Source organism: Pseudomonas brenneri (genome assembly GCF_007858285.1).
Lineage (GTDB): Bacteria > Pseudomonadota > Gammaproteobacteria > Pseudomonadales > Pseudomonadaceae > Aquipseudomonas > Aquipseudomonas brenneri.
The window spans coordinates 499,888-518,532 of the sequence record NZ_VFIL01000001.1; the positions used below are offsets into that span (position 1 = coordinate 499,888).

General features: G+C 60.1%; 14 protein-coding genes. 3 read left to right on the forward strand and 11 right to left on the reverse strand.

Annotation, left to right across the window (positions count from 1 at the left end):
- Positions 1–3: 3 nt before the first annotated feature.
- From FJD34_RS02155 to FJD34_RS02185, 7 genes are all read right to left on the reverse strand, one after another.
- Positions 4–1,251 carry an OprD family porin gene (locus FJD34_RS02155; protein ID WP_090291090.1) on the reverse strand — a complete coding sequence of 416 codons (1,248 nt, stop codon included), beginning with the start codon at positions 1,249–1,251 and terminating at the stop codon, positions 4–6.
- 39 nt (positions 1,252–1,290) lie between these two features.
- Positions 1,291–2,625, reverse strand: a complete 1,335-nt coding sequence (locus tag FJD34_RS02160) for an MFS transporter (protein WP_090291089.1) — start codon at positions 2,623–2,625, stop codon at positions 1,291–1,293.
- Positions 2,626–2,678: 53 nt separating this feature from the next.
- Positions 2,679–3,440, reverse strand: a complete 762-nt coding sequence (locus tag FJD34_RS02165; RefSeq protein ID WP_032860470.1) for a 1,6-dihydroxycyclohexa-2,4-diene-1-carboxylate dehydrogenase — start codon at positions 3,438–3,440, stop codon at positions 2,679–2,681.
- Between the two features lie 10 nt (positions 3,441–3,450).
- Positions 3,451–4,473 (reverse strand): benzoate 1,2-dioxygenase electron transfer component BenC, encoded by a 1,023-nt coding sequence (gene benC, locus FJD34_RS02170; protein WP_090291088.1) that lies wholly within the window; start codon positions 4,471–4,473, stop codon positions 3,451–3,453.
- 10 nt (positions 4,474–4,483) lie between these two features.
- Positions 4,484–4,972 carry a benzoate 1,2-dioxygenase small subunit gene (gene benB / locus FJD34_RS02175; protein WP_090291087.1) on the reverse strand — a complete coding sequence of 163 codons (489 nt, stop codon included), beginning with the start codon at positions 4,970–4,972 and terminating at the stop codon, positions 4,484–4,486.
- Entirely contained in the window at positions 4,969–6,345 is a 1,377-nt protein-coding gene (locus FJD34_RS02180) for a Rieske 2Fe-2S domain-containing protein (RefSeq protein WP_032860473.1), read from the reverse strand. The genes benB and FJD34_RS02180 overlap by 4 nt, the downstream gene beginning before the upstream one ends.
- Positions 6,346–6,452: 107 nt before the next feature.
- Positions 6,453–7,400 carry an AraC family transcriptional regulator gene (locus tag FJD34_RS02185; RefSeq protein WP_032860474.1) on the reverse strand — a complete coding sequence of 316 codons (948 nt, stop codon included), beginning with the start codon at positions 7,398–7,400 and terminating at the stop codon, positions 6,453–6,455.
- 382 nt (positions 7,401–7,782) lie between these two features.
- Here FJD34_RS02185 and FJD34_RS02190 point away from each other — a divergent pair, with 382 nt between their 5' ends.
- The 3 genes from FJD34_RS02190 to FJD34_RS02200 all read left to right on the forward strand — a co-directional run bounded on the left by FJD34_RS02190 (position 7,783) and on the right by FJD34_RS02200 (position 11,786).
- A complete protein-coding gene (locus FJD34_RS02190; protein ID WP_090291086.1) occupies positions 7,783–8,316 on the forward strand; it encodes a sigma-70 family RNA polymerase sigma factor in 534 nt (177 codons plus the stop codon).
- Positions 8,309–9,277, forward strand: a complete 969-nt coding sequence (locus FJD34_RS02195) for a FecR domain-containing protein (RefSeq protein ID WP_090291085.1) — start codon at positions 8,309–8,311, stop codon at positions 9,275–9,277. The genes FJD34_RS02190 and FJD34_RS02195 overlap by 8 nt, the downstream gene beginning before the upstream one ends.
- A gap of 79 nt (positions 9,278–9,356) precedes the next feature.
- Positions 9,357–11,786: a TonB-dependent siderophore receptor gene (locus FJD34_RS02200; RefSeq protein ID WP_223232673.1), complete on the forward strand. Its 2,430-nt coding sequence runs from the start codon at positions 9,357–9,359 to the stop codon at positions 11,784–11,786.
- A 334-nt stretch (positions 11,787–12,120) separates the two neighbouring features.
- Here FJD34_RS02200 and FJD34_RS02205 read toward each other — a convergent pair whose 3' ends face one another.
- The 4 genes from FJD34_RS02205 to FJD34_RS02220 form a co-directional block, all read right to left on the reverse strand.
- On the reverse strand, positions 12,121–12,384 hold the full coding sequence (locus tag FJD34_RS02205) for a PAAR domain-containing protein (RefSeq protein WP_090291083.1): 264 nt from the start codon (positions 12,382–12,384) through the stop codon (positions 12,121–12,123).
- A gap of 3 nt (positions 12,385–12,387) precedes the next feature.
- Complete coding sequence (locus FJD34_RS02210) at positions 12,388–13,584, reverse strand: SEL1-like repeat protein (RefSeq protein WP_197677883.1); 1,197 nt, start codon at positions 13,582–13,584, stop codon at positions 12,388–12,390.
- A gap of 87 nt (positions 13,585–13,671) precedes the next feature.
- A complete protein-coding gene (locus tag FJD34_RS02215) occupies positions 13,672–15,576 on the reverse strand; it encodes a phospholipase D-like domain-containing protein (protein WP_090291082.1) in 1,905 nt (634 codons plus the stop codon).
- A complete protein-coding gene (locus FJD34_RS02220; RefSeq protein ID WP_090291081.1) occupies positions 15,573–18,284 on the reverse strand; it encodes a type VI secretion system Vgr family protein in 2,712 nt (903 codons plus the stop codon). The genes FJD34_RS02215 and FJD34_RS02220 overlap by 4 nt, the downstream gene beginning before the upstream one ends.
- Positions 18,285–18,645: the final 361 nt, after the last annotated feature.

Here is an 18,645-nt window from a genome sequence, read left to right on the forward strand (position 1 = left end):
GTCTTAAAGCAGCGTCCAGGTGTAACTGAGGATCAGCCGATTCTCATCGATATCACTGCGGTAATTAGAGCGTGCCATCACATTACGTACCCGGATACCCAAACCTCTGAGCACGCCGCTTTGCACGGCATACCCGATATCCAGGTCCCGCTCGCGGTCCCGCCCTTCGTAACCAGCGCCGGTACTCACATTGTCGCCCGTGATATAGCGCAGCGTGGTCGTCAGCCCCGGCATCCCCCATGCGGCGAAGTCGTAGTCATGGCGCACTTGCCATGAACGCTCGTCGGTATACGCGAACTCGTAGGTCGGCACTTCATTGCCCAATGGCGTGACATTGGCAAATACCCTCGGGAAGGCACTGTCTCCATACATGGCCTGATAACCCACGTAGAAGGTATGGCCACCGCGCTTGGCCGACAGCAGCGAAAAAAACGCCTGGTTATCGATCTTGCCGAGCAACTGGTCGCCATCCTCCCGCGCAGTGTAGTAGCCCAAATTGGCGCCCAACACCCAGTTTCCGAACGGCTGGCTGTGCTTGAGGCCGATAAAGTCCTGGGCATAGATGTCTTGCAACTGCCCATGCCAGGCGCTGACGCTGCTGCGATTGCCATTGAAGGTGTAGTCGCCCCCGGCATAGTTGAAAGCATCACTCTGAGCCCCGCGCTGCGGTATATGGCCGAGCATGGCGAGCATTTTTTCATCACCGGCCTCATTACGCAGGCTGGTGCTGGTCAAGTGCCCGGCCTGCAGGGTGAGGCCGGTGATTTCACTGGAGCTGATGCTGAGTCCCTGGTAACTGGGCGGCAGCAGGCGTATGTCGCTGAAGGCCAGTACCGGCAGGTTCGGCTGCAACTCACCGACCTTCAGTTCGCTCCTGGACAGCCGCGCCTTGAAGGTCAGGCCCAGGCGACTGTAGTTGTCAGCGGCACGGCCATCGTCCTTGACCGGCAGCAAGCCGCTATTGACTCGGTCGGGGCTGCTGTCGAGCTTGAGACCCAGGGTGCCCAGCGCATCCAGGCCAAAGCCCACCGGGCCTGGGGTGTAACCGGATTTATAGGTGAGGATAAAGCCCTGGCCCCACTCCTCGGCCTTGGACTGCTGGTTGGCGCCGACAATGTCCGAGAAGTCGCGGCTGAAGTAGTAGTTGCGGGCCTGCAAGGTGGCGGTGGAACTCTCGAAAAAGCCACCCTCGCCAGCCGTTGCGGCAAGGGGCAGCCCTAGCAGGGAAAGCCAGATTCGTTGTGTGTTCATGTCGTTGCTCTTTGTTTTTATTATCGACGGTTAGAACGGTTACAGCGCCTGGGCAGCCGGCAGGCCAATACGGGTACGCCGTTCATTCAGGGCAAACACCGTCATCGCCAGCGCTGCTATGGCACCGGGGATGGCAAAGGCCATGAAGTTCAGTTGCAGGGGCAGTTCGATCGCCATCAGCGCGCCGCCCAGCAACGGGCCGACGATCGCGCCATTGCGCCCGATACCGGACGCCCAGCCCAGGCCCGTGGCGCGAATCGACAGGCCATAGAGCTGCGCCGCCCCGGCATACAGGAGGATTTGCGTGCCGATGGTGGTGGCGCCCGCGATGAAGATCAGCAGATACAGGACCGGCATCGGGCTGTTGATGCCCAACAGGCTGATCGACACCACTGCGGCGGCAAAGAAACTGATCACCACTTTCACCAGGTTCAACCGATCGCCCAAACGCCCGCCGATCAGCGCCCCGGCCATGCCACCCAGGTTCAAGGCAATCAGGAACGACAGGCTCGACCCCAGGCTATAACCGGCCCCGGCCATCAGCTTGGGCAGCCACGAACTCAAGGCATAGACCATCAACAGGCAGCAGAAAAACGCCGTCCAGATCATCGCCGTACGTACCGCCAGGCCATGACGGAACAGCTCTATCACCGAGGCGCCCTTGCCTTTGCTGTCTGTCACGAGCAACTCGTCCTCGGCATCGATCCGGGTGCCCGGCGACAAGCGATTGAGCAACGCCCTCGCCTGCTCCATCCGGCCCTGGCGGATCAGGAAACCGATGGACTCGGGCAGCCAGAGCACAATCAGCGGCAGCAACAGCAGTGGGATAACGGCCACAAAAAACATCGACGACCAGCCGTAGGCCGGCAGCATGAAGATGCCCACACTGGCCGCCAGCATGCCGCCCAGGGAATAGCCGCTGAACATGAAGGCCATCAAGGTGCTGCGGACTTTCTTCGGCGCATATTCGTTGATCAGCGCGGCCGCGTTGGGCATCAGCCCGCCACAGCCGAGCCCGGCGATAAAGCGGCAGATGCCGAATTCGGTGGGGCTGCTGGCAAAGCCGTTGACCACGGTAGCGATGCTGAACAGCGCAAAACAAAAGACGATGCCTTTCTTGCGCCCGAAGCGGTCGGCCAGGGTGCCGAAGATCAGCGCGCCGAACATCATGCCGAACAGCGCATAGCTGCCCAGGGCGCCGGCCTGCAAGGGCGTGAGCCCCCACTCGCGCATGATCGAGGGCAGGACTACGCCGTAGATAAACAAGTCATAGCCATCAAAGATCAACAGCAAGGCACACAGGCTCACGATCAGCCAGTGAAAGCGGTTGAAAGGTGCATTATCGATAATCGAATGAACGTCATGGGTACGCATGGCAGTGCTCTCTTTATTGTTGTTGTGAGTCAATGTCTGCAGGTGAAGGCGAATCAGCCGAGGTCGCCACCTCCTACCGGCAAGGTCACGCCGGTGATATAGGAGGCCTCGTCCGAGGCCAGGAACAAAATCGCGCCCGCTTGCTCGTCGATGCTGCCGTAACGCTTCATCGAGCTGCTGTCGAGGGTCTGGTCGACGATCTGCTGGTACCACACGCGCTCCTGCGCGCTCTGTGGCTGGCTGTTGCGCGGGATGCGGCGTGGCGGTGCCTCGGTGCCACCCGGTGCGGTGGCATTGACGCGAATACCGCTGCCGGCGGTCTCCAGGGCCAGGCAGGCGGTCAGGGCATTCACCCCGCCCTTGGCCGCGCCATAGGGCACGCGATTGACCCCGCGCGTGGCGACCGAAGACACATTGACGATGGCCCCGCTGCCCTGCTCCAGCATGTAAGGCAGCACGCAATGGCAGCACCACAGCGTAGGGAACAGCGAGCGGCGCACTTCGGCTTCGATTTGCGCTTCGGCGTAGTACTCGAAGGGCTTGGCCCAGATGGTCCCGCCGACGTTGTTGACCAGAATATCGATGCGTCCGAAACGCACCTTGGCAGCGGCCATCACCTGGGCGCACTCGGCATGTTGCTCAAGGTCGGCAGTCAGGGTCAGCGCTCGGTCGTGCTGCAGTTCATGCACCAGTTCCGAGCGATCGACTGCGACCAGCCAGGCGCCCTCTTCCAGCAAACGCTCGGCGACACGCCGACCAATGCCCTGGGCGGCGCCGGTGACCAGCGCGACCTTGCTGTCAAAACGTGGATTCATGCTGATTTCCTCAGGCCGCATCGCAGCTGGCGACAGCGTTGGGGGTGAATTTCTCGTAATGGAAACTGGCCGGGCTCAGCCCGAGTGTTTTGAAATGCTGGCGCACCGCATCGACCATCGGCGGCGGCCCGCACAGATAGACGTCTACATCGCCGTCGTTCAGGGCCTTGCTGGCCATATGCTGGGTGACGTAGCCCTGGCGCGGGTGCGCGGTCTGCGGATCGGCCACGCAGGTGACAACGTCGAGGTTGGGCAAGCGTGCGGCGAACGCCTGCAGGGCCTCGACCAGCACCAGGTCCTGATCCCGCGTCACCCCGTAGATCAGCGTGATCGGCCGGTCTTCCCCGCGTTGCGCCAGCACTTCGAGCATCGACAGAAACGGCGCTAGGCCAGTACCACCGGCCAATAACAGCAACGGCCGCACGACCTCACGCAGGTAGAAACTGCCCAGTGGCCCGCTCATTGGCACGCTGTCGCCTGGCTGCGCGCGTTCCAGCCAGCCACTCATCAACCCGCCCGGCACATGCTTGATCAGGAAACTGGCGTGGGTATCGCCAGGGCGGCTACTGAAAGAATACGAACGCGTCTGCCCGCTGTCGGGCACACCGATATTCACGTACTGGCCGGGCAGGAACACCGGGGCCTGATCCAGCTCGAAACTCACTTCCAGCGCGGCATCGGCGTGACGGACAATGCCGGCCAGTGTCGCGGCAAAGTGCGTGGTGCCGGTCTTGCAGGCACTGGACGGCACCGGCACGGCAATCACGCAATCGGACTGCGGCACCATCTGGCAGGTCAGCACCTGGCGCTCCTGGGCTTCATCCGCGTTCAGGGCATCCTCGATATAGTCGTCGCCCAAGTCATAGGCGCCGGTTTCACAGCGGCATTTGCAGGTGCCGCACACACCGTCCGAGCAATCCATGGGCAGGTTGATACGCTGGCGAAAGGCAGCATCGAGGACCTTCTCCCCCACCTTGCAGTCAATGAAACGTGTCACCCCATCCTCGAAGTTCAGGGCAATGGCATAGGTCATGGCGGTGTCCTCAGATGTGGTAGATGTCGATGACCTGGTGGATGTAATCGTTTTTCAGCACCACCTTCTTGCGCGTGATCAGCGGCTGTTCGCCGCGCATATCCAGGCTGTAGAAGGACGTGCCGAAATAGCTGTCCGTGGTCTTGTAGCGATGGCTGAGGGTGTGCCAGTTGAAACGCAGCTCCACCTGGGTGCCATCGTCGGCCAGCACTTCGAGGTTGCAGATCATATGCACGGTGCGCGGCTCAGGCGTGCTGGCGCTGGAGCGTTCGGTCTTGATCCGGAAGATGCGGTCTTCCAGGCCGTCACGGCTGGGGTAGTAGATCAGCGAGATTTCGCTTTGCGGATCTTCGGTGAGGGTGTCGTAGTCGTCCCAGGCGGGCATCCAGAACTCCACCTTGGGCGAATAACACCCCAGCCATTCATCCCACTGGCGGTCATCCAGCAGGCGTGCTTCGCGGTAGAGGAAATCCAGCAGGCGGTCACGGGACAGGCTCATGGCTGCAGCTCCCGGTCGCTGGCGATCAGGCCTTGCTGTTCACGCTGGATCGCGCGCTGCAGGCTCTGGGCCCAGTGCGCGTGCTGGCGCACGAACAACCCCTCGTCCTCGGTCTTTATCCCGCTCAGTTGCGGGTGCATGCCCATGGCCCGGGCATTTTCGTCGGCCCCTTCAACCCACTGCTTGGCGCCACGACTGAGGTCATTCCATAAGGTACTCGCGCCCTGGTAGCCGGTCTGGCAGGCACGGAATTCCTCCAGGTCATCCGGGGTGCCCATACCGCTGACGTTGAAGAAGTCTTCGTATTGGCGGATACGCGTCGCCCGCTCCTGGGCGCTTTCGCCAATCGGCGCCATGCAATAGATCGTCACTTCGGTCTTGTCGACCGCAATCGGCCGCACCACGCGGATCTGCGTGGAGAACTGGTCCATCAGGTACACGTTTGGGTACAGGCACAGGTTGCGGGTCTGGTCGACGATAAAGTCGGCACGTTCCTGGCCCAGGCGTTCGGCCAAGGCATCGCGGTGCGCATGTACCGGGCGCACTTCGGGGTTGAGCAGGCGCGTCCACAGCAGGATATGCCCGTGATCGAAGGCGTAGACCCCGCCCAGGCTTTTCGACCAGCCATTGGCGTCGACGGTGCGCGTGCCTTCAGCCTCGTAATTGCGCCGGCCCATGGTCGCCGAGTAGTTCCAGTGCACGGAGCTGACGTGGTAACCGTCGGCGCCGTTCTCGATCTGCAGCTTCCAGTTGCCATCGTAGACATAGGACGAACTGCCGCGCAGCACCTCCAGGCCCAAGGGGGCCTGGTCGACCATCTGGTCGATGATGACCCGGGTTTCGCCCAGGTAATCGCTCAGTTCCGGCACTGCCTCGCTGAGGCTGCCGAACAGGAAACCGCGGTAGTTTTCGAAGCGGCCCAGGCGCTTGAGGTCATGGGAGCCGTCACAGTCGAAGCTGTCCGGATAGGCGCCGGTCTTCGCATCCTTGACCTTGAGCAGCTTGCCGGCGTTGCTGAAGGTCCAGCCATGGAATGGGCAGGTGAATGAGCCCTTGTTGCCCTGTTTGCGCCGGCACAACATGGCGCCACGGTGGGCACAGGCGTTGACCAGCCCGTGCAGCGTGCCCTGTTTGTCACGGGTGATGACCACCGGTTGGCGGCCAATCCAGGTGGTGTAGTAATCGTTGATCTCGGGCACCTGGCTTTCATGGGCCAGGTAGATCCAACCCCCCTCAAAGATATGCTTCATCTCCAGGGCGAACAGGTCGGGGTCGGTGAAGATATCGCGGCGGCAGCGGAACACCCCGGTAGCGGGATCTTCCTGAACGGACTCGCGCAGTTGTACAGCGAGGCGGTCGAGTGTACTGGTCATGGGGCAGGCCCTCCGTTGTTCTTGTATCAGGCGCCCTCACCGTACGTGTTCGTCCTCCTCCCCAATATCCGCTTCCTGCAAATCAGTATCCGGCTGGCGCAAGCCGCTTATCGATGGCGCTTCCAGGTCTGCGAAGGCAGCTCGCCAAAGCGTTTGCGATAGGCCTCGGAAAAACGTCCCAGGTGCATGAAGCCGTGGTCCAGCGCCACTTCCGTCACACTGCGCGTCGTGATCAGTTGCAAGCGCGCATGCACCCGCTCCAACTTGCGCCGGCGCACATAGTCACGGGGCGACAGGCCAACCTGGCGCTCGAACAGGCTGTACAGCGAACGCTCGCTGACCTTGGCCACTGCCATCAGTTGCTCGATGCTGATGTCCTCACCCAGGTGCTCTTCGATAAACTCGCGCACCGCCTCGAAGCCGCCCCCTTGAGCCGCCTGGGGGATCACCCGCAACACGTTGCTGGCCAGCAGTGCCAGCAGCTTATTCGCCACAATCCGCTCATACAGCCCCTGCACTTGCGGCTCGGCGGCGTTTTCCGCCTCGTGGCAGATCAGCCCCAGCAACGGCAGGAAACCGCCCATCTCACTTAGCGCATGGCGCGCAGCCGCAAAACGGATACCCGGCTGCGGCAGCGTCCAGTGCTGCGCCAGGCAAGCGTTTTCCAGCAGGCGCACCGGCAACTTGATGATGAATTTTTCGCAGTCGGCGGAATAGGTCAGGTCCACCGGGTCATCCGGGTTGATCAGCAAGATCTCGCCCGGCCCGAAGATATGCTCCTCGCCCCGGGAGTTGGAGCGGCAGTGTCCTGTCAGCAGGATCTGCAAGTGATAGATCGTTTCCAGCGCCACCGACGTGACCCGCACTGGCGCGCCGTAGCTGATCCGGCACAAGTCCAGGCTGGAAAAGGTCCGGTGGCTGATACTCGCCATGGGCCGGCCCTTGGGCGGCAGGCGGATACAGTGGCTGCCCACATGCTGGTTGACATAGTCCGATACCGCGTAGGCATCGGCCCGCTGGAAAATCTGGCTGCGCTCACTCAATAGCACGGTCATGGTGCGCCTCTTTATAGTTATTGGCCTCAGGCTGAAGCGTGGCGTAGCGAGCGTCCAATATGGATAAGGTCTAAAGGGATACCCTGAAGGTATGGTGAACTTATCGCGGCTTGATCATCCGCACTAGCCCGCGCGTGAGGCGGCCCGCCACCGCCGGCGTGGTGACACGTCTTGATACGTGTTCCCCCTTGTCCAGATGCTTTTCGGTGACTGTGGCGTCTGTTGTGGATCAATCACGTCTGTAATGGCGAGGGCTTTTACATCGCCTGGCTGCCAATCAGTACATGAGCATCAGTCAGTGAGTGCTGAACCTTTTACGTGTACGAGTCCGAACTTATACTGATAGAATGAGATGAATTCTCATTAACACCCTCAGTATCCCGTGCAATCCACTTCATCCCACCACCAGCATCAGGCCATCGATCAGCTCTACAGCCATCACCATGGCTGGTTGCAGAGCTGGTTGCGCAGGCGCTTGGGCAACGCCGCCGATGCGGCGGACCTGGCCCAGGATACGTTTGTGCGACTGCTCTGCAGTGCGCCTGGCGAGCCGTTGAATTTCACGACGCCGCGCGCCTATCTGGCCACCATCGCCAATCGCCTGAGCATCAACCTCTACCGCCGCCGCTCACTGGAGCACGCCTACCTGGCCGTACTGGCGCAAACGCCGGAAGACCTTTCACCGTCGCTGGAACATCAGGCGCTGGTACTCGAAGCCCTCGACGAGATCGACCAAGTACTTGCCCTACTGCCAGCCAGGACCCGGCAGGCATTCCTGATGGCGCAACTGGAAGGTTATACGCAGGAGGAGATCGCCAGCCAGCTTGGTCTCAGCGTGCGTTCGGTACAACGCTACCTTGCGCGGGCTTTCGAGGAGTGCATCGTACTTGCCAGCCAGAGCGGGCAGTATGAGTGAGCCCCCCATCGACCGGCGTATTGCCCGGGAAGCGGCCCTCTGGTTCGTACGCTTGCAGAACAGCGGCGCCTGCGCCGCCGAGCATGCCGCCGGTGCCGAGTGGCGGGCGCGACACGCTGATCACGAACGGGCCTGGCAACTGGCCGAGTGTTTTAGCAGCCGAGCCCAGCAGCTTGCCGGTGATGCCGGACGAGCGGCTCTGGAACGCCCGCGCAGCCTGGAGCGCCGACAGGTACTCAAGACCCTTGCATTGCTGATCGCCGCCGCCCCGCTCGGTCTAGCAGCCTACCGTGGCCTGCCGTGGCGTGAGTGGCAGGCGGATGAGCGCACCGCCACGGGGGAGCTACGCACCCTGCACCTGCCGGATGGCGGGCAGATTCGCCTGAACACTGGCAGTGCCGTCGATATCGCCTACGACGACAGCGCTCGCCGCATACGGCTCATCGCCGGCGAGATGCTCGTCGAAGCCCCCCGCGAACATGCCAGGCGTTCACTCATTGTCGGTACCGCCGAAGCACAAATCACCTTGCTCGGCAGCCGTGTTCTGGTGCGTCAGTACCCGCACAGCACGTATCTCGCCGCGCTGGAGGGCGATGTCGAGGTGCGCCCGCGGTTGTCACCGGGGGATGATGGCCTCATGCGACTGGCGGCGGGCCGGCAGACCCACGTCAACCTCCGTGCTACCGAGCCCTCAATGGCCCTGGCACAGAATCGTCTCGACTGGCTCAGCGGTGTGCTGCGTGCAGAAAAGATGCGCCTCGATGACTTCATCGGCGAGCTGGACCGCTATCGACCTGGCCTGCTGCGTTGCGATCCAGCAGTGGCCGGGCTGCTGATCTCCGGGGCTTTCCAGTTGCGCGACACCGATCAGATCCTTCACGCCCTGAGCCAGACCCTGCCGATAAACGTCCACTATCGCACGCCCTACTGGGTCACCATTACCGCGCGCGCCAACGCGTAACAAGAATCATTGTCGTGTTTTCCCCAGGCTGGGTGTCCCTTGCGTAATCACATCACTTTCATAGGGCGGGGACGAACACATGGCGACGACGCAGGGCATGCAACCATTGGCGCGGGCGGTACACGCAGCCGCACTGGGTCTGATCATCGCGGGCGGCAGCCTGACTACTGCATCGCTACAGGCGGCCGAGCATGGTGCGCAACAGAGTCGTACCTATCAGGTGCCGGCCGGCAACCTCAGCAGTGCTCTCTCTGGCTTCGCCAGTCAAGCACGTATCACCCTACCCATCGAACCCGGCCTGGTGGAAGGCCTGCGCAGCCCTGGTCTAAATGCCGCCACCAGCGTTGAGGGCGGTCTGCAGCAGTTACTGCAAGGCACCGGCCTGCAAGCTGTATCGCAGGGCAATGGTCTCTATCTGCTGACACCGCAGCAAACTGGCACAGGCCTGGAGCTAGGCGCTACCAGCATCACCGCAAAGAACCTGGCGGCGACGACCGAGAACAGCGGCTCCTACACCACCGGGGCCATGCAGACTGCCACCAAGCTGCCCTTGACCCTGCGCGAAACGCCGCAGTCGGTCAGCGTGATCACGCGCAAGCGGATGGACGACAAGGCCATGACCAGCATCAGCGATGTGGTCAAAAGTGCCCCGGGGATTTTTCTCAATAACTCCGGTGGCGTTGGGTGGCCCACTTTCAGCGCACGTGGTTTCGACGTCGACAACGTCATGTACGACGGTTTCCCCACTAGCTTCCTGACCTACCTGCCCAGCGGCGAAGCCAACCTGGCCATGTATGACCGGGTAGAGATCGTGCGCGGTGCCGCCGGACTGACCCAGGGCGCCGGCAACCCTGCTGGCGCTATAAACCTGATCCGCAAGCGTCCCACCCATCAATTCCAGGGCACGCTCACCGGCAGTGCCGGTAGTTGGGACGATTACACCGGCACACTGGATGTCGGCGGCCCGGTCAATGAAAGCGGCACCCTGCGCGCCCGCACAGTGGTATCGCGGCAGGATGCCAAAAGCTTCCGTGACTCAGTGGAGAGTGACGCTGATCTGTTCTACGGCGTGGTCGACGCCGACCTGAGTGACAGCACCACCCTGACACTCGGGGGTTACCGGCAGAAGAACCACACCAACTATATCTGGGGCGGGTTGCCCATGGCCCGTGGCGGAGGTCATCTTGGGCTACCACGCGACACCTTCCTGGGTCATGACTGGGAATACTCGGACAATCGCACGACCGGCTATTTCGCCACGCTTGAGCAGGGCCTGGCCAACGACTGGACACTGCGCCTGGCAGCCATGCAATCGAAGACCGACACCGACGTACTGGCCTCTTCGGTTTGGGAATACGATCGCCACTATCTATGGACCGAAGCCATGGAGCAGAAGGAAACCGGCTACGACCTGGCCCTGAATGGCCCCTTCCAGTTGCTCGGTCAAGAACATGACCTGAGCGTGGGCGTGAGCAAGCGCAAGCTGGACTATCGTTCTGGTAAGGCCTGGAGCAAATTCATCGATGCCGGCAGCAACCCCTTCGAGTGGGATCCAGGTGCTCATGCCAAGCCCGATTACGTCAAGGGCAGTAATGGCCTGCCCGAGACCACCACTCAGGACAGCGTCTATGCCAGTACCCGCCTGCGCTTGAGCGAGCCACTGTCGCTGATTCTCGGTGGCCGTCTGGACTGGTACGAATTCGACGACAGCGCCAGCAGTGAAAATAACTACAAGATCACCCGCAACCTGACCCGCTATGCCGGCCTGGTCTACGACCTGGACGCCAATCACTCGGTCTATGTCAGCTATACCGATATCTTCAAGCCGCAGAGCGATAAAGGCCTGGACGGGAAAGTGATCGTCCCGGTAGTGGGTGAGAACTACGAAGTGGGCATCAAGGGTGAATACTTTGAGGGCGCACTGAACGCCAGCATGGCGGTTTTCCAGATCGACCAGAAGAATCGCGCGCAGGACTTGCCTGACTACAAAGGTTGCGGTTCAGGCCCCACCAGCGCCTGCTACGAAGCTGCCGGCCTGGTACGCAGCCGCGGCGTCGACCTGGAAATCCAGGGCGCCCTGACCGATAACTGGCAATTGGCTGCCGGTTACACCTACACCCAGACCCAATACGTCAACGACGCCAACCCTGCCCGAGAAGGCGAAGACTTCGACCGCAAGAAACCGCGTCAACTCTTCAAGCTGTCCACGATCTACACCCTGCCGGGCGTGCTGGAACGCTGGCGTGTCGGTGGTGATATCTATCAGCAGAGCCGCATCCGCGCCTCGGGGGGCACGGGCGCCACAGCCTGGAAAAACGAGCAGGGTTCATACGCGGTGGTCGGTCTGGTGGCGGGCTACAAGGCCAGCGAGCAACTGGACCTGCAGGTCAACGTCAACAACCTGTTCGACCGCACCTACTACAGCAGCGTGGCCAGTGGCGGCTGGACCCCGTACGACATCTACGGCGACCCGCGAAATATGAAACTGACTGCCCGCTACAGTTTCTAAGAAACCGCTGTCAACTAGCGTCCAGGGAAGGACGTGAACAGGCCCTGCAAGACGATTGCTGCCGATCAAAGGTGGCGGCAATCGGTCGAAAGCAACGACTGCGCGGCCCCCTCTTAGCGCCTTACACCCCAGCTACGTAATTGCATGGACTTGACCACCCATTTGCATTCGACTTGACCAGTGGTTGAGTGACTCGACGTACTTTACGTTTCAACGATTTTATCTTCTAAAAACAAAAACCGAACATAAGGCCGGCTCTCATTTTCACTTGAATAAACCTTCAGTTTCTTCTCGATGTGTAAGGACGGAAGTTGATCCAGTCAAACCAACCTGACTAGGTTGCACTTGCTTCTGGCAGTGACGAAATCAAGGCGCAACCACAAGCACAGCGATGCCCGTGAAACGCAACCGGAACACCATTGTCGCGAAAAACGGGATGCCCCTCTGCAATCACCGTTCGGCCATGGCCAGAAACCGGGCAATCCACCAAGTCACCCTGGCGAGCCGCACCGAGACCTCTGAAAATCATGTCGACGGAGCCCGATAGAACAGTGCCGCCGCCCGTTGTTTTGTCGCCGATACAAATGATGCCTTTCATGCCTTACCCCAACAGCCGCCATTCGATGTTTTCCTCATTGACCGTGATTATGTCGGGGAGCAAAAAGCGGGATTCGCTGCTCTGAACCCTCAGGGTGGGCATGATCTCGCTCTTCTCGAAACGGCGGATGACACCATCTTTGAACATTGAGTAAGCATCACTACTCAGGCGAGCTGCCTGCCAGTAGCCTGTCTGCGTACACGCCTGACCGCTGGAGCACGTCGGCGCGGGGAAACTGACCCTGATAAAAGCGGGAGAGTCGGGCGTGGCTCTGCCGGTCGCCGGCTCAAGGAGCTTGGCCTTGGCCAACTGATGGATCAGCGCTTCGCTGGGCTTTTTCGGCGGGACATTGGCCAGACGCGCTTCCAGCCATTGCAGTTTGCCGTCCCAAGCCGGTAGCTTGGCCGGTGGCAAGGGGAGGATTTCGTTAATCTCGGGGACTTTTGGGTCGGCGTAGGAGTACCTCGCAAGCACGCGCCAGATTGTTTTATAGCGCTCTGCGCGTTCAAGGTCTTCCTGTTGGCCAAGGTAGTACAACGTATCGGTGGAAGGAGGACCGCGAAAGGCCTCTTCCAGCCAACCGGCAGAGGTTTCATCTCCCGCCATCACTCCCCATTGAAATGCCTCAAGTGCCTCCTGGTGCTGCTTATTGTTTTTAAGGTTGACGCCTAGATCGCCAGCGGCCTTGCCATGACCTTGTTCGGCTGCGCAGCGGCGCATCTGCCGGGCAACGTCCGGTGCGATGTCAATCGGCGCCAGTATGTCCCCAACCTCGTACTGGGCTTGGGCGCTACCCTGATCAGCCGCCTTGCGAAAGTAACGCAACGACATGGCTGTGTCCTGCTTCAGCCCAGCCGAGCCGTTTTTCAGGAAGAGGCCAATAAAGTAGTACCCCGTCGCCACCTTCGCATCGATCAGTTGCTGGCTCAGCCGTAGGTGATCCGCGCCACGGAGCATGAAGTGGCCGCGCATGGTGCCGTTTTGCAGATTGATATTGGCCTTGTAATGACCATTCTCAGCCGCAATGCGGTACAGTCGTTCGATCTCCTGATCGACCGTCTTGTCCTGCTTGAGCAGGTTGTTCTTCTGTAACCAGCGAGCGTATTGAAATAGCACATCGGTTTCGGCGGACGGTGCTGGGATCTGTTCGTGTACACAGGTAAAGGCCAGCTTGGCTTTGATCTCGGTCAGCGGGTTCACGGAAGTGTCCTGGGTCGGGTAAGTAGGTGCGCTGCTTGTTATCGCAGGCGGCCAGCAGCAGGCTTGACAGCAATAGAAGCCGACGCATCAGTCAAGGTCCTTCACGATCTTTTCGCCGTAATAAAACTCGACGAGCGGAGTATCTGGCGTCAGTTCCTGTTTTTGGCGATCTTTGTTGTTATTGATGAGTCCTTGCCAAGCCTTAAACGCCTCCTCCGGATCATCCTGCGCCCCTCTCCCATCTGTATGCAGATTCCACAACCGCCGCCGCATGGCCTGGGTCACACTCATCCACTCATGGGCAATGTTCAGCTCACTGTCGACCTGCATGCTGCGGGTATTAATGTTGGCCGAGCCGTGGGTGGTAAACACGTCATTGACGATCATCAACTTGGAATGGATGTACACCGGCATCCACGGTTTTCCGGCTGGCGAATCGGGCGCGACCAGCGAGCACACGTGAATTTTCAGGCCCGGTCGCGGGGACGGAACGAGCGTGCTGTTCTCAATCACCGCGATCTGCTCTGTGAGCCAGATCTGTCGAAATTCATTGTTTCTTGCGGCATCCCGTTGGGCCTCACGGGCTTTATCGCTCATGTCCCCACCGCCCATTGCATCAGTCAGGCGTGTCAGCGTGAGCAGGGCCTGTTGCTCCAGGAGTTCCGGTAGGGTCGGTGTCTGTGCCTCTGTTTGAGCTTTGACCTGTTCAATGCGCTGTAACTTAGTGATTGCAGGAATGGTCTCTCCGCGTCCGAGACTTTCGAGCATGCGCTGGGTGTTCAAGGAGCCTGGGCCTACTCCATCTGGGCTGGCATTGGTGATCACAAACAGATGCAAGTTGCCATGTAAGCCCGGATCCCGCCCTGCGCGGGTCTGATCAGCCGCCGCTTTATTGATGGCCTCGGCCAATGGCGGCCAGCGAAAGTACTGGTTCTCGATGTAAATGAATTGGGTCGCGTTGTTGACGGCTTTCAGGTAGAGCTTTTCGATGTCGCGCCTGTTTTTGTCTTGCGGTTGGGTACGGACGATCTGCGCGATTTGTCGGGTGGTGCCTGGGGTGCATTGCAATTGTGGCCCCACCTGCATGGCCTGACGCGACGCAAGCAGATCCTCACCGGTTTCCTTACGCCAGGCAGTGGCGAAGTTATGGTGCAGGTGCTCCAGAATGGGCCCGCTGACCTGGCTGGAAATATCCTGGCGTGGAGTATCGCCTCGGGGGCCACAATTGGGTGCGGGCTTACTACCCTCGGAACGGTTCAGCGCCGTGTGCTTATCAGTGTCCCAGTACTCGTCGAGCATGTTATGGCCCATGACAAAGCCGACGGCGCTGTCCGTCTGTTCATAGTCGACCAGGACTGTCTTCTGATGGTGGGTCGCGGCGATGGCCATCGCGCCCAACGTGTAGGGACTGAGCTGCGGGTCGAGGCTTTTATATTTGGCCTGATAGGCAATTTCAGCTCGTTCATACACGCTGAAACCGCGACCGACAAATACCGGCACATTACGAGCCACTCGCATCGCAGGTGCCAGGTGATCGGCGAACGCACATCGGGAAAACCATTGCCGATCCTCGGCATATTGGTCATCGGTGGAGGGTTGCAGCGCCCTATCTGCGATACGGTACGGGCCTTTGCCGGGCAGGTTGGCTTCGCCCCCTGCCCCAGCAGTATTAAACGGCGCCTCCCAACCCAGCACCCGAACCTCGACCCCTTCCCGGGCTTTGATCATCAGCAACTCACCGATGCTCGGCGCACGGCCGTCACGGATGAAGAACATCGACGGCTGAAAACCCCAGCAGATGATGTCCACGGTCTTAGTGGCTTTCGCGATAGCCAAATGCACGGCCCTGAAGGCTTCTTCGCCATTGATCAGTGGTTGATAGGTAGCCATCGCTGGAGGGTATTCGGTGTTCTGCACGTACCAGGGCGAGGTGCAGGTCACCTGCTGGGTGTGTTGCAGGGCGACAGGGGTAACGATGTCGGGTTCAGTCATGAGGTTTTCCCTTCCTGGTCACTGATTGGGCTCATCACGGCGGCGTACAGAGCCCGGTGATCCGTGTGGGATGTGGGCTGGCTCACCTCTGTGTCGGCTTGTGAGAGATGATTGTGCAAGCCCCCATTGGCCAGGTGTGCTTGTTCGGCATTGCGGTAGTCGGTGGGTACCGGGATCTGGTAGTTCACACCGTTAGCCAACTCCATTCGGTACTGCTTGGTCACAACCTCGTGGTCGATCAACACTTGCCCGGTCTTATCCAACACGCCCTGCTTGAGCACTGTCCCGTCAGCGTAGAGCGTGTAGGGCATGCCTGCCCAGCCTTGATTAGAGGCATTCGGGGTTTGCGGTACGCTGAACCGCAACATTTGTTTGGACAGGCTCTGTGGATACTCTGGATGCGAGGCCGTCAAGCTGGCCGGGCCGCTGTAGTCAAAATGCGCCGACTTAACGTTGTAGTCCCCCTGGGTACCAGACTCGATGCAGTTCTGATCCAGGGTGATGTAGCTGCCACCGGCATTGAGGGTGATTTTCTTCTTGGCGACGATGCGGATTTCATCTTCGGTACTGGTGATCTCCAGAGCATGGCGGGCCATCAGTTCCAGCGTGTCGTTTTGTGCTTGGATGTTCACCGGGCCTTGGTTGGCGATCAACTTGATGCCCAGCTTGCGTACAAACAGGCTTACCCCTTGGCCCACTCCCATAAACAGCCGCTTGACCACGCTGATATCCGCCTCGGCCCCAGCGTTAATCATCAGGTTGTTCTGCGCCGCCAACTGCAAATGCTGGCCGCTGGTCAGGGTGATACCCTGGGGAGCGCTGAGCAGCAGGACAGACGACTTAAGCTGCTCCAGGTCTTGCTTGAGCAAGCTCAACTGCGCCTGCACGTCCGCCGGATCCGCGTTGGCGGCCTGGGCATCGACCGATAAGCCTTCCAACTGATCGCCGGCCTGTTGTAACCGGCCCAACGCAGCAGCCATTTCAAGCATCTGACCCTGGGCTTTAGGCTGTGCATCGGCACTGATAAAGATGCCGCTGCCAGCACGGATAGCGGCATGCCCATCGGTGCGCAATTCCGCGCCCTGGCCTCGTGGCTGGCGCTGGTCATCGACGATATGTCCCAGGTTGAGCTGGCTCTTACCACTGTGCTCGGTACTGAGTTTGACGTGCTCCTGCCCCCGCATGTCGTCCATGCGCAGTTTGTTGTTGGCCGGGGTGCGCAGCACGTTGCGTTTGTAGTTGCGCAAGGTCACGTGATCCGGGTGTTGGCTGTCGTGCAGAGCATGGGCGATGTAGGGACGGTCGGGGTCACCTTGCTCGAAGGCGATAGCAACTTCGGTACCGGGGATCAGCGGCAGGTGCAGGCCGTGAGTGTCACCCGCATAGGGACGTGCCATGCGCAACCACAGACTTTCTTCGCCGGGCTTCCAACTGTCGCGATCAAACAGAAAGTTGACCTTGTAACGCCCTTCGATATCGATGTGACCGTAAGGATCGTTCTCTTGCGGACTGGTGACGCGGGCCGGGACGGTACCGGCAACTTGCGGTTTGTTTTGCAGCTCTGGGCGAAAGCACACGGTTTCCGAGTAGGGGATGTCCTCAAAGCTGACTTCAAAACTGCGATCGCGAGCAGCGCGGGTGGTCAGTTGGGTAATCACCACACCGGGGCCAAAGGCTTGCGGGGCGCCGCCGGAGATTTTCAGGACTTGGCCGGGTGCCAGGGTAGCGCTGCTGCTGATGCCACTGAGGTGAGTCTGGTCGTTGAGGTAACGCTCGTGACGCAGGCGTGCATAGAAAAAACCGCTTTCGCTTTGCAGGTCTTCGTCATGGGCGTAGCGGTCACCCATGACGGTGTAGGGTTCAGCGTAGTGATAAGCCTCGCCATAGGTGCCACTGGCGCCACGGCTTTGGTCGATGTCACCGTTCAGGTGGGTATTAGCGACGCGATGGTGGTAGGAACGGATATGGACGTGCTGCTCCACCACCTGGTGGCTCGATTGCAGGGCCCACACGCCGTCTTGTCCGTTGCTGCTCAGCCCCGATTGCGGGCGGTACGCCAGCTCGACGTCGAACTGGTAGTGGCGCTGGTCATCGTGAAACTCCACCACGTCAATCTTCAGGCGTTCGTCGCAGGTGAAGCGGTACCAGATGCCAACGTCGGCCAGCAGGCGGGAGATGAAGATCAGGTCGCTTTCGCCGTACTGCATGACCTGTTCACGCTTGGGGTATTCACGCACCAGGTTGAAGAGAAAGTCCTGGCCTTCAAAGTTGTGGCGGCTGCGCAGAATGCTTTCGACGATCTGCGGCACTGACTGGTGCTGGTAGATACGGAATTGTCGGCCTTGGCCAAGTAGGGCCAGGTGCGGTTCCAGGGTGATTTCGTAGCGGGCTTCATCAGCAGAGCCAGACAGGCGTTTAAACCCGGTGACCACACCGTGCAACGTACGCAGTGGCTTCACCTTGGGCGCACTCACCCCCAAAAAAGGCAGGTTTTGCGGGGCGCCATACAGGCTGAAACTGGCGCCCTGGCCGAGCATTTTTTCGGCACCGATGTCGCCGTCGGTGCAGGTGAATTCCACACGGTAGTTGAACGGTTGACTCAGGCCCTCTGTGCCCTGGAAGGCCAGCACGTCAAGCCGTGCGTCGACCTCGCGAACACTGAGTGTGTGCCGGCTGTGGTCGAAGAAGGTGCGCAGTTCATTGAGCATATTCATACCTCCGTGGCGACGAGGTCAGTGAAGCGCAGAGTAATACCTTGCTCATCACTATCGCCCAGGGGTTGCTCCAGCCATTTGAGCCGCGATGCTCAGTGCCTATATGCAATTGGATTTGAGACGGTGATATATGCGGATGGATTTGGCGCCGTGAGCCTATATTGCTCATCAGACGTGGGGAGGCGTTGAACATCCATTGTTCCTTATTTGCCCAGGTAGGGCAGGCTTTGGTGCGCAGGCAGGGCAACCAAAAAAACGCGACAGTTGGCGTCATACCGGGCCCGAAAATATAAATAAGCACGGACGCTAACAAAGCGGAAAAGGAATTAATGCAGGAAACGTCCCAAAAACATTC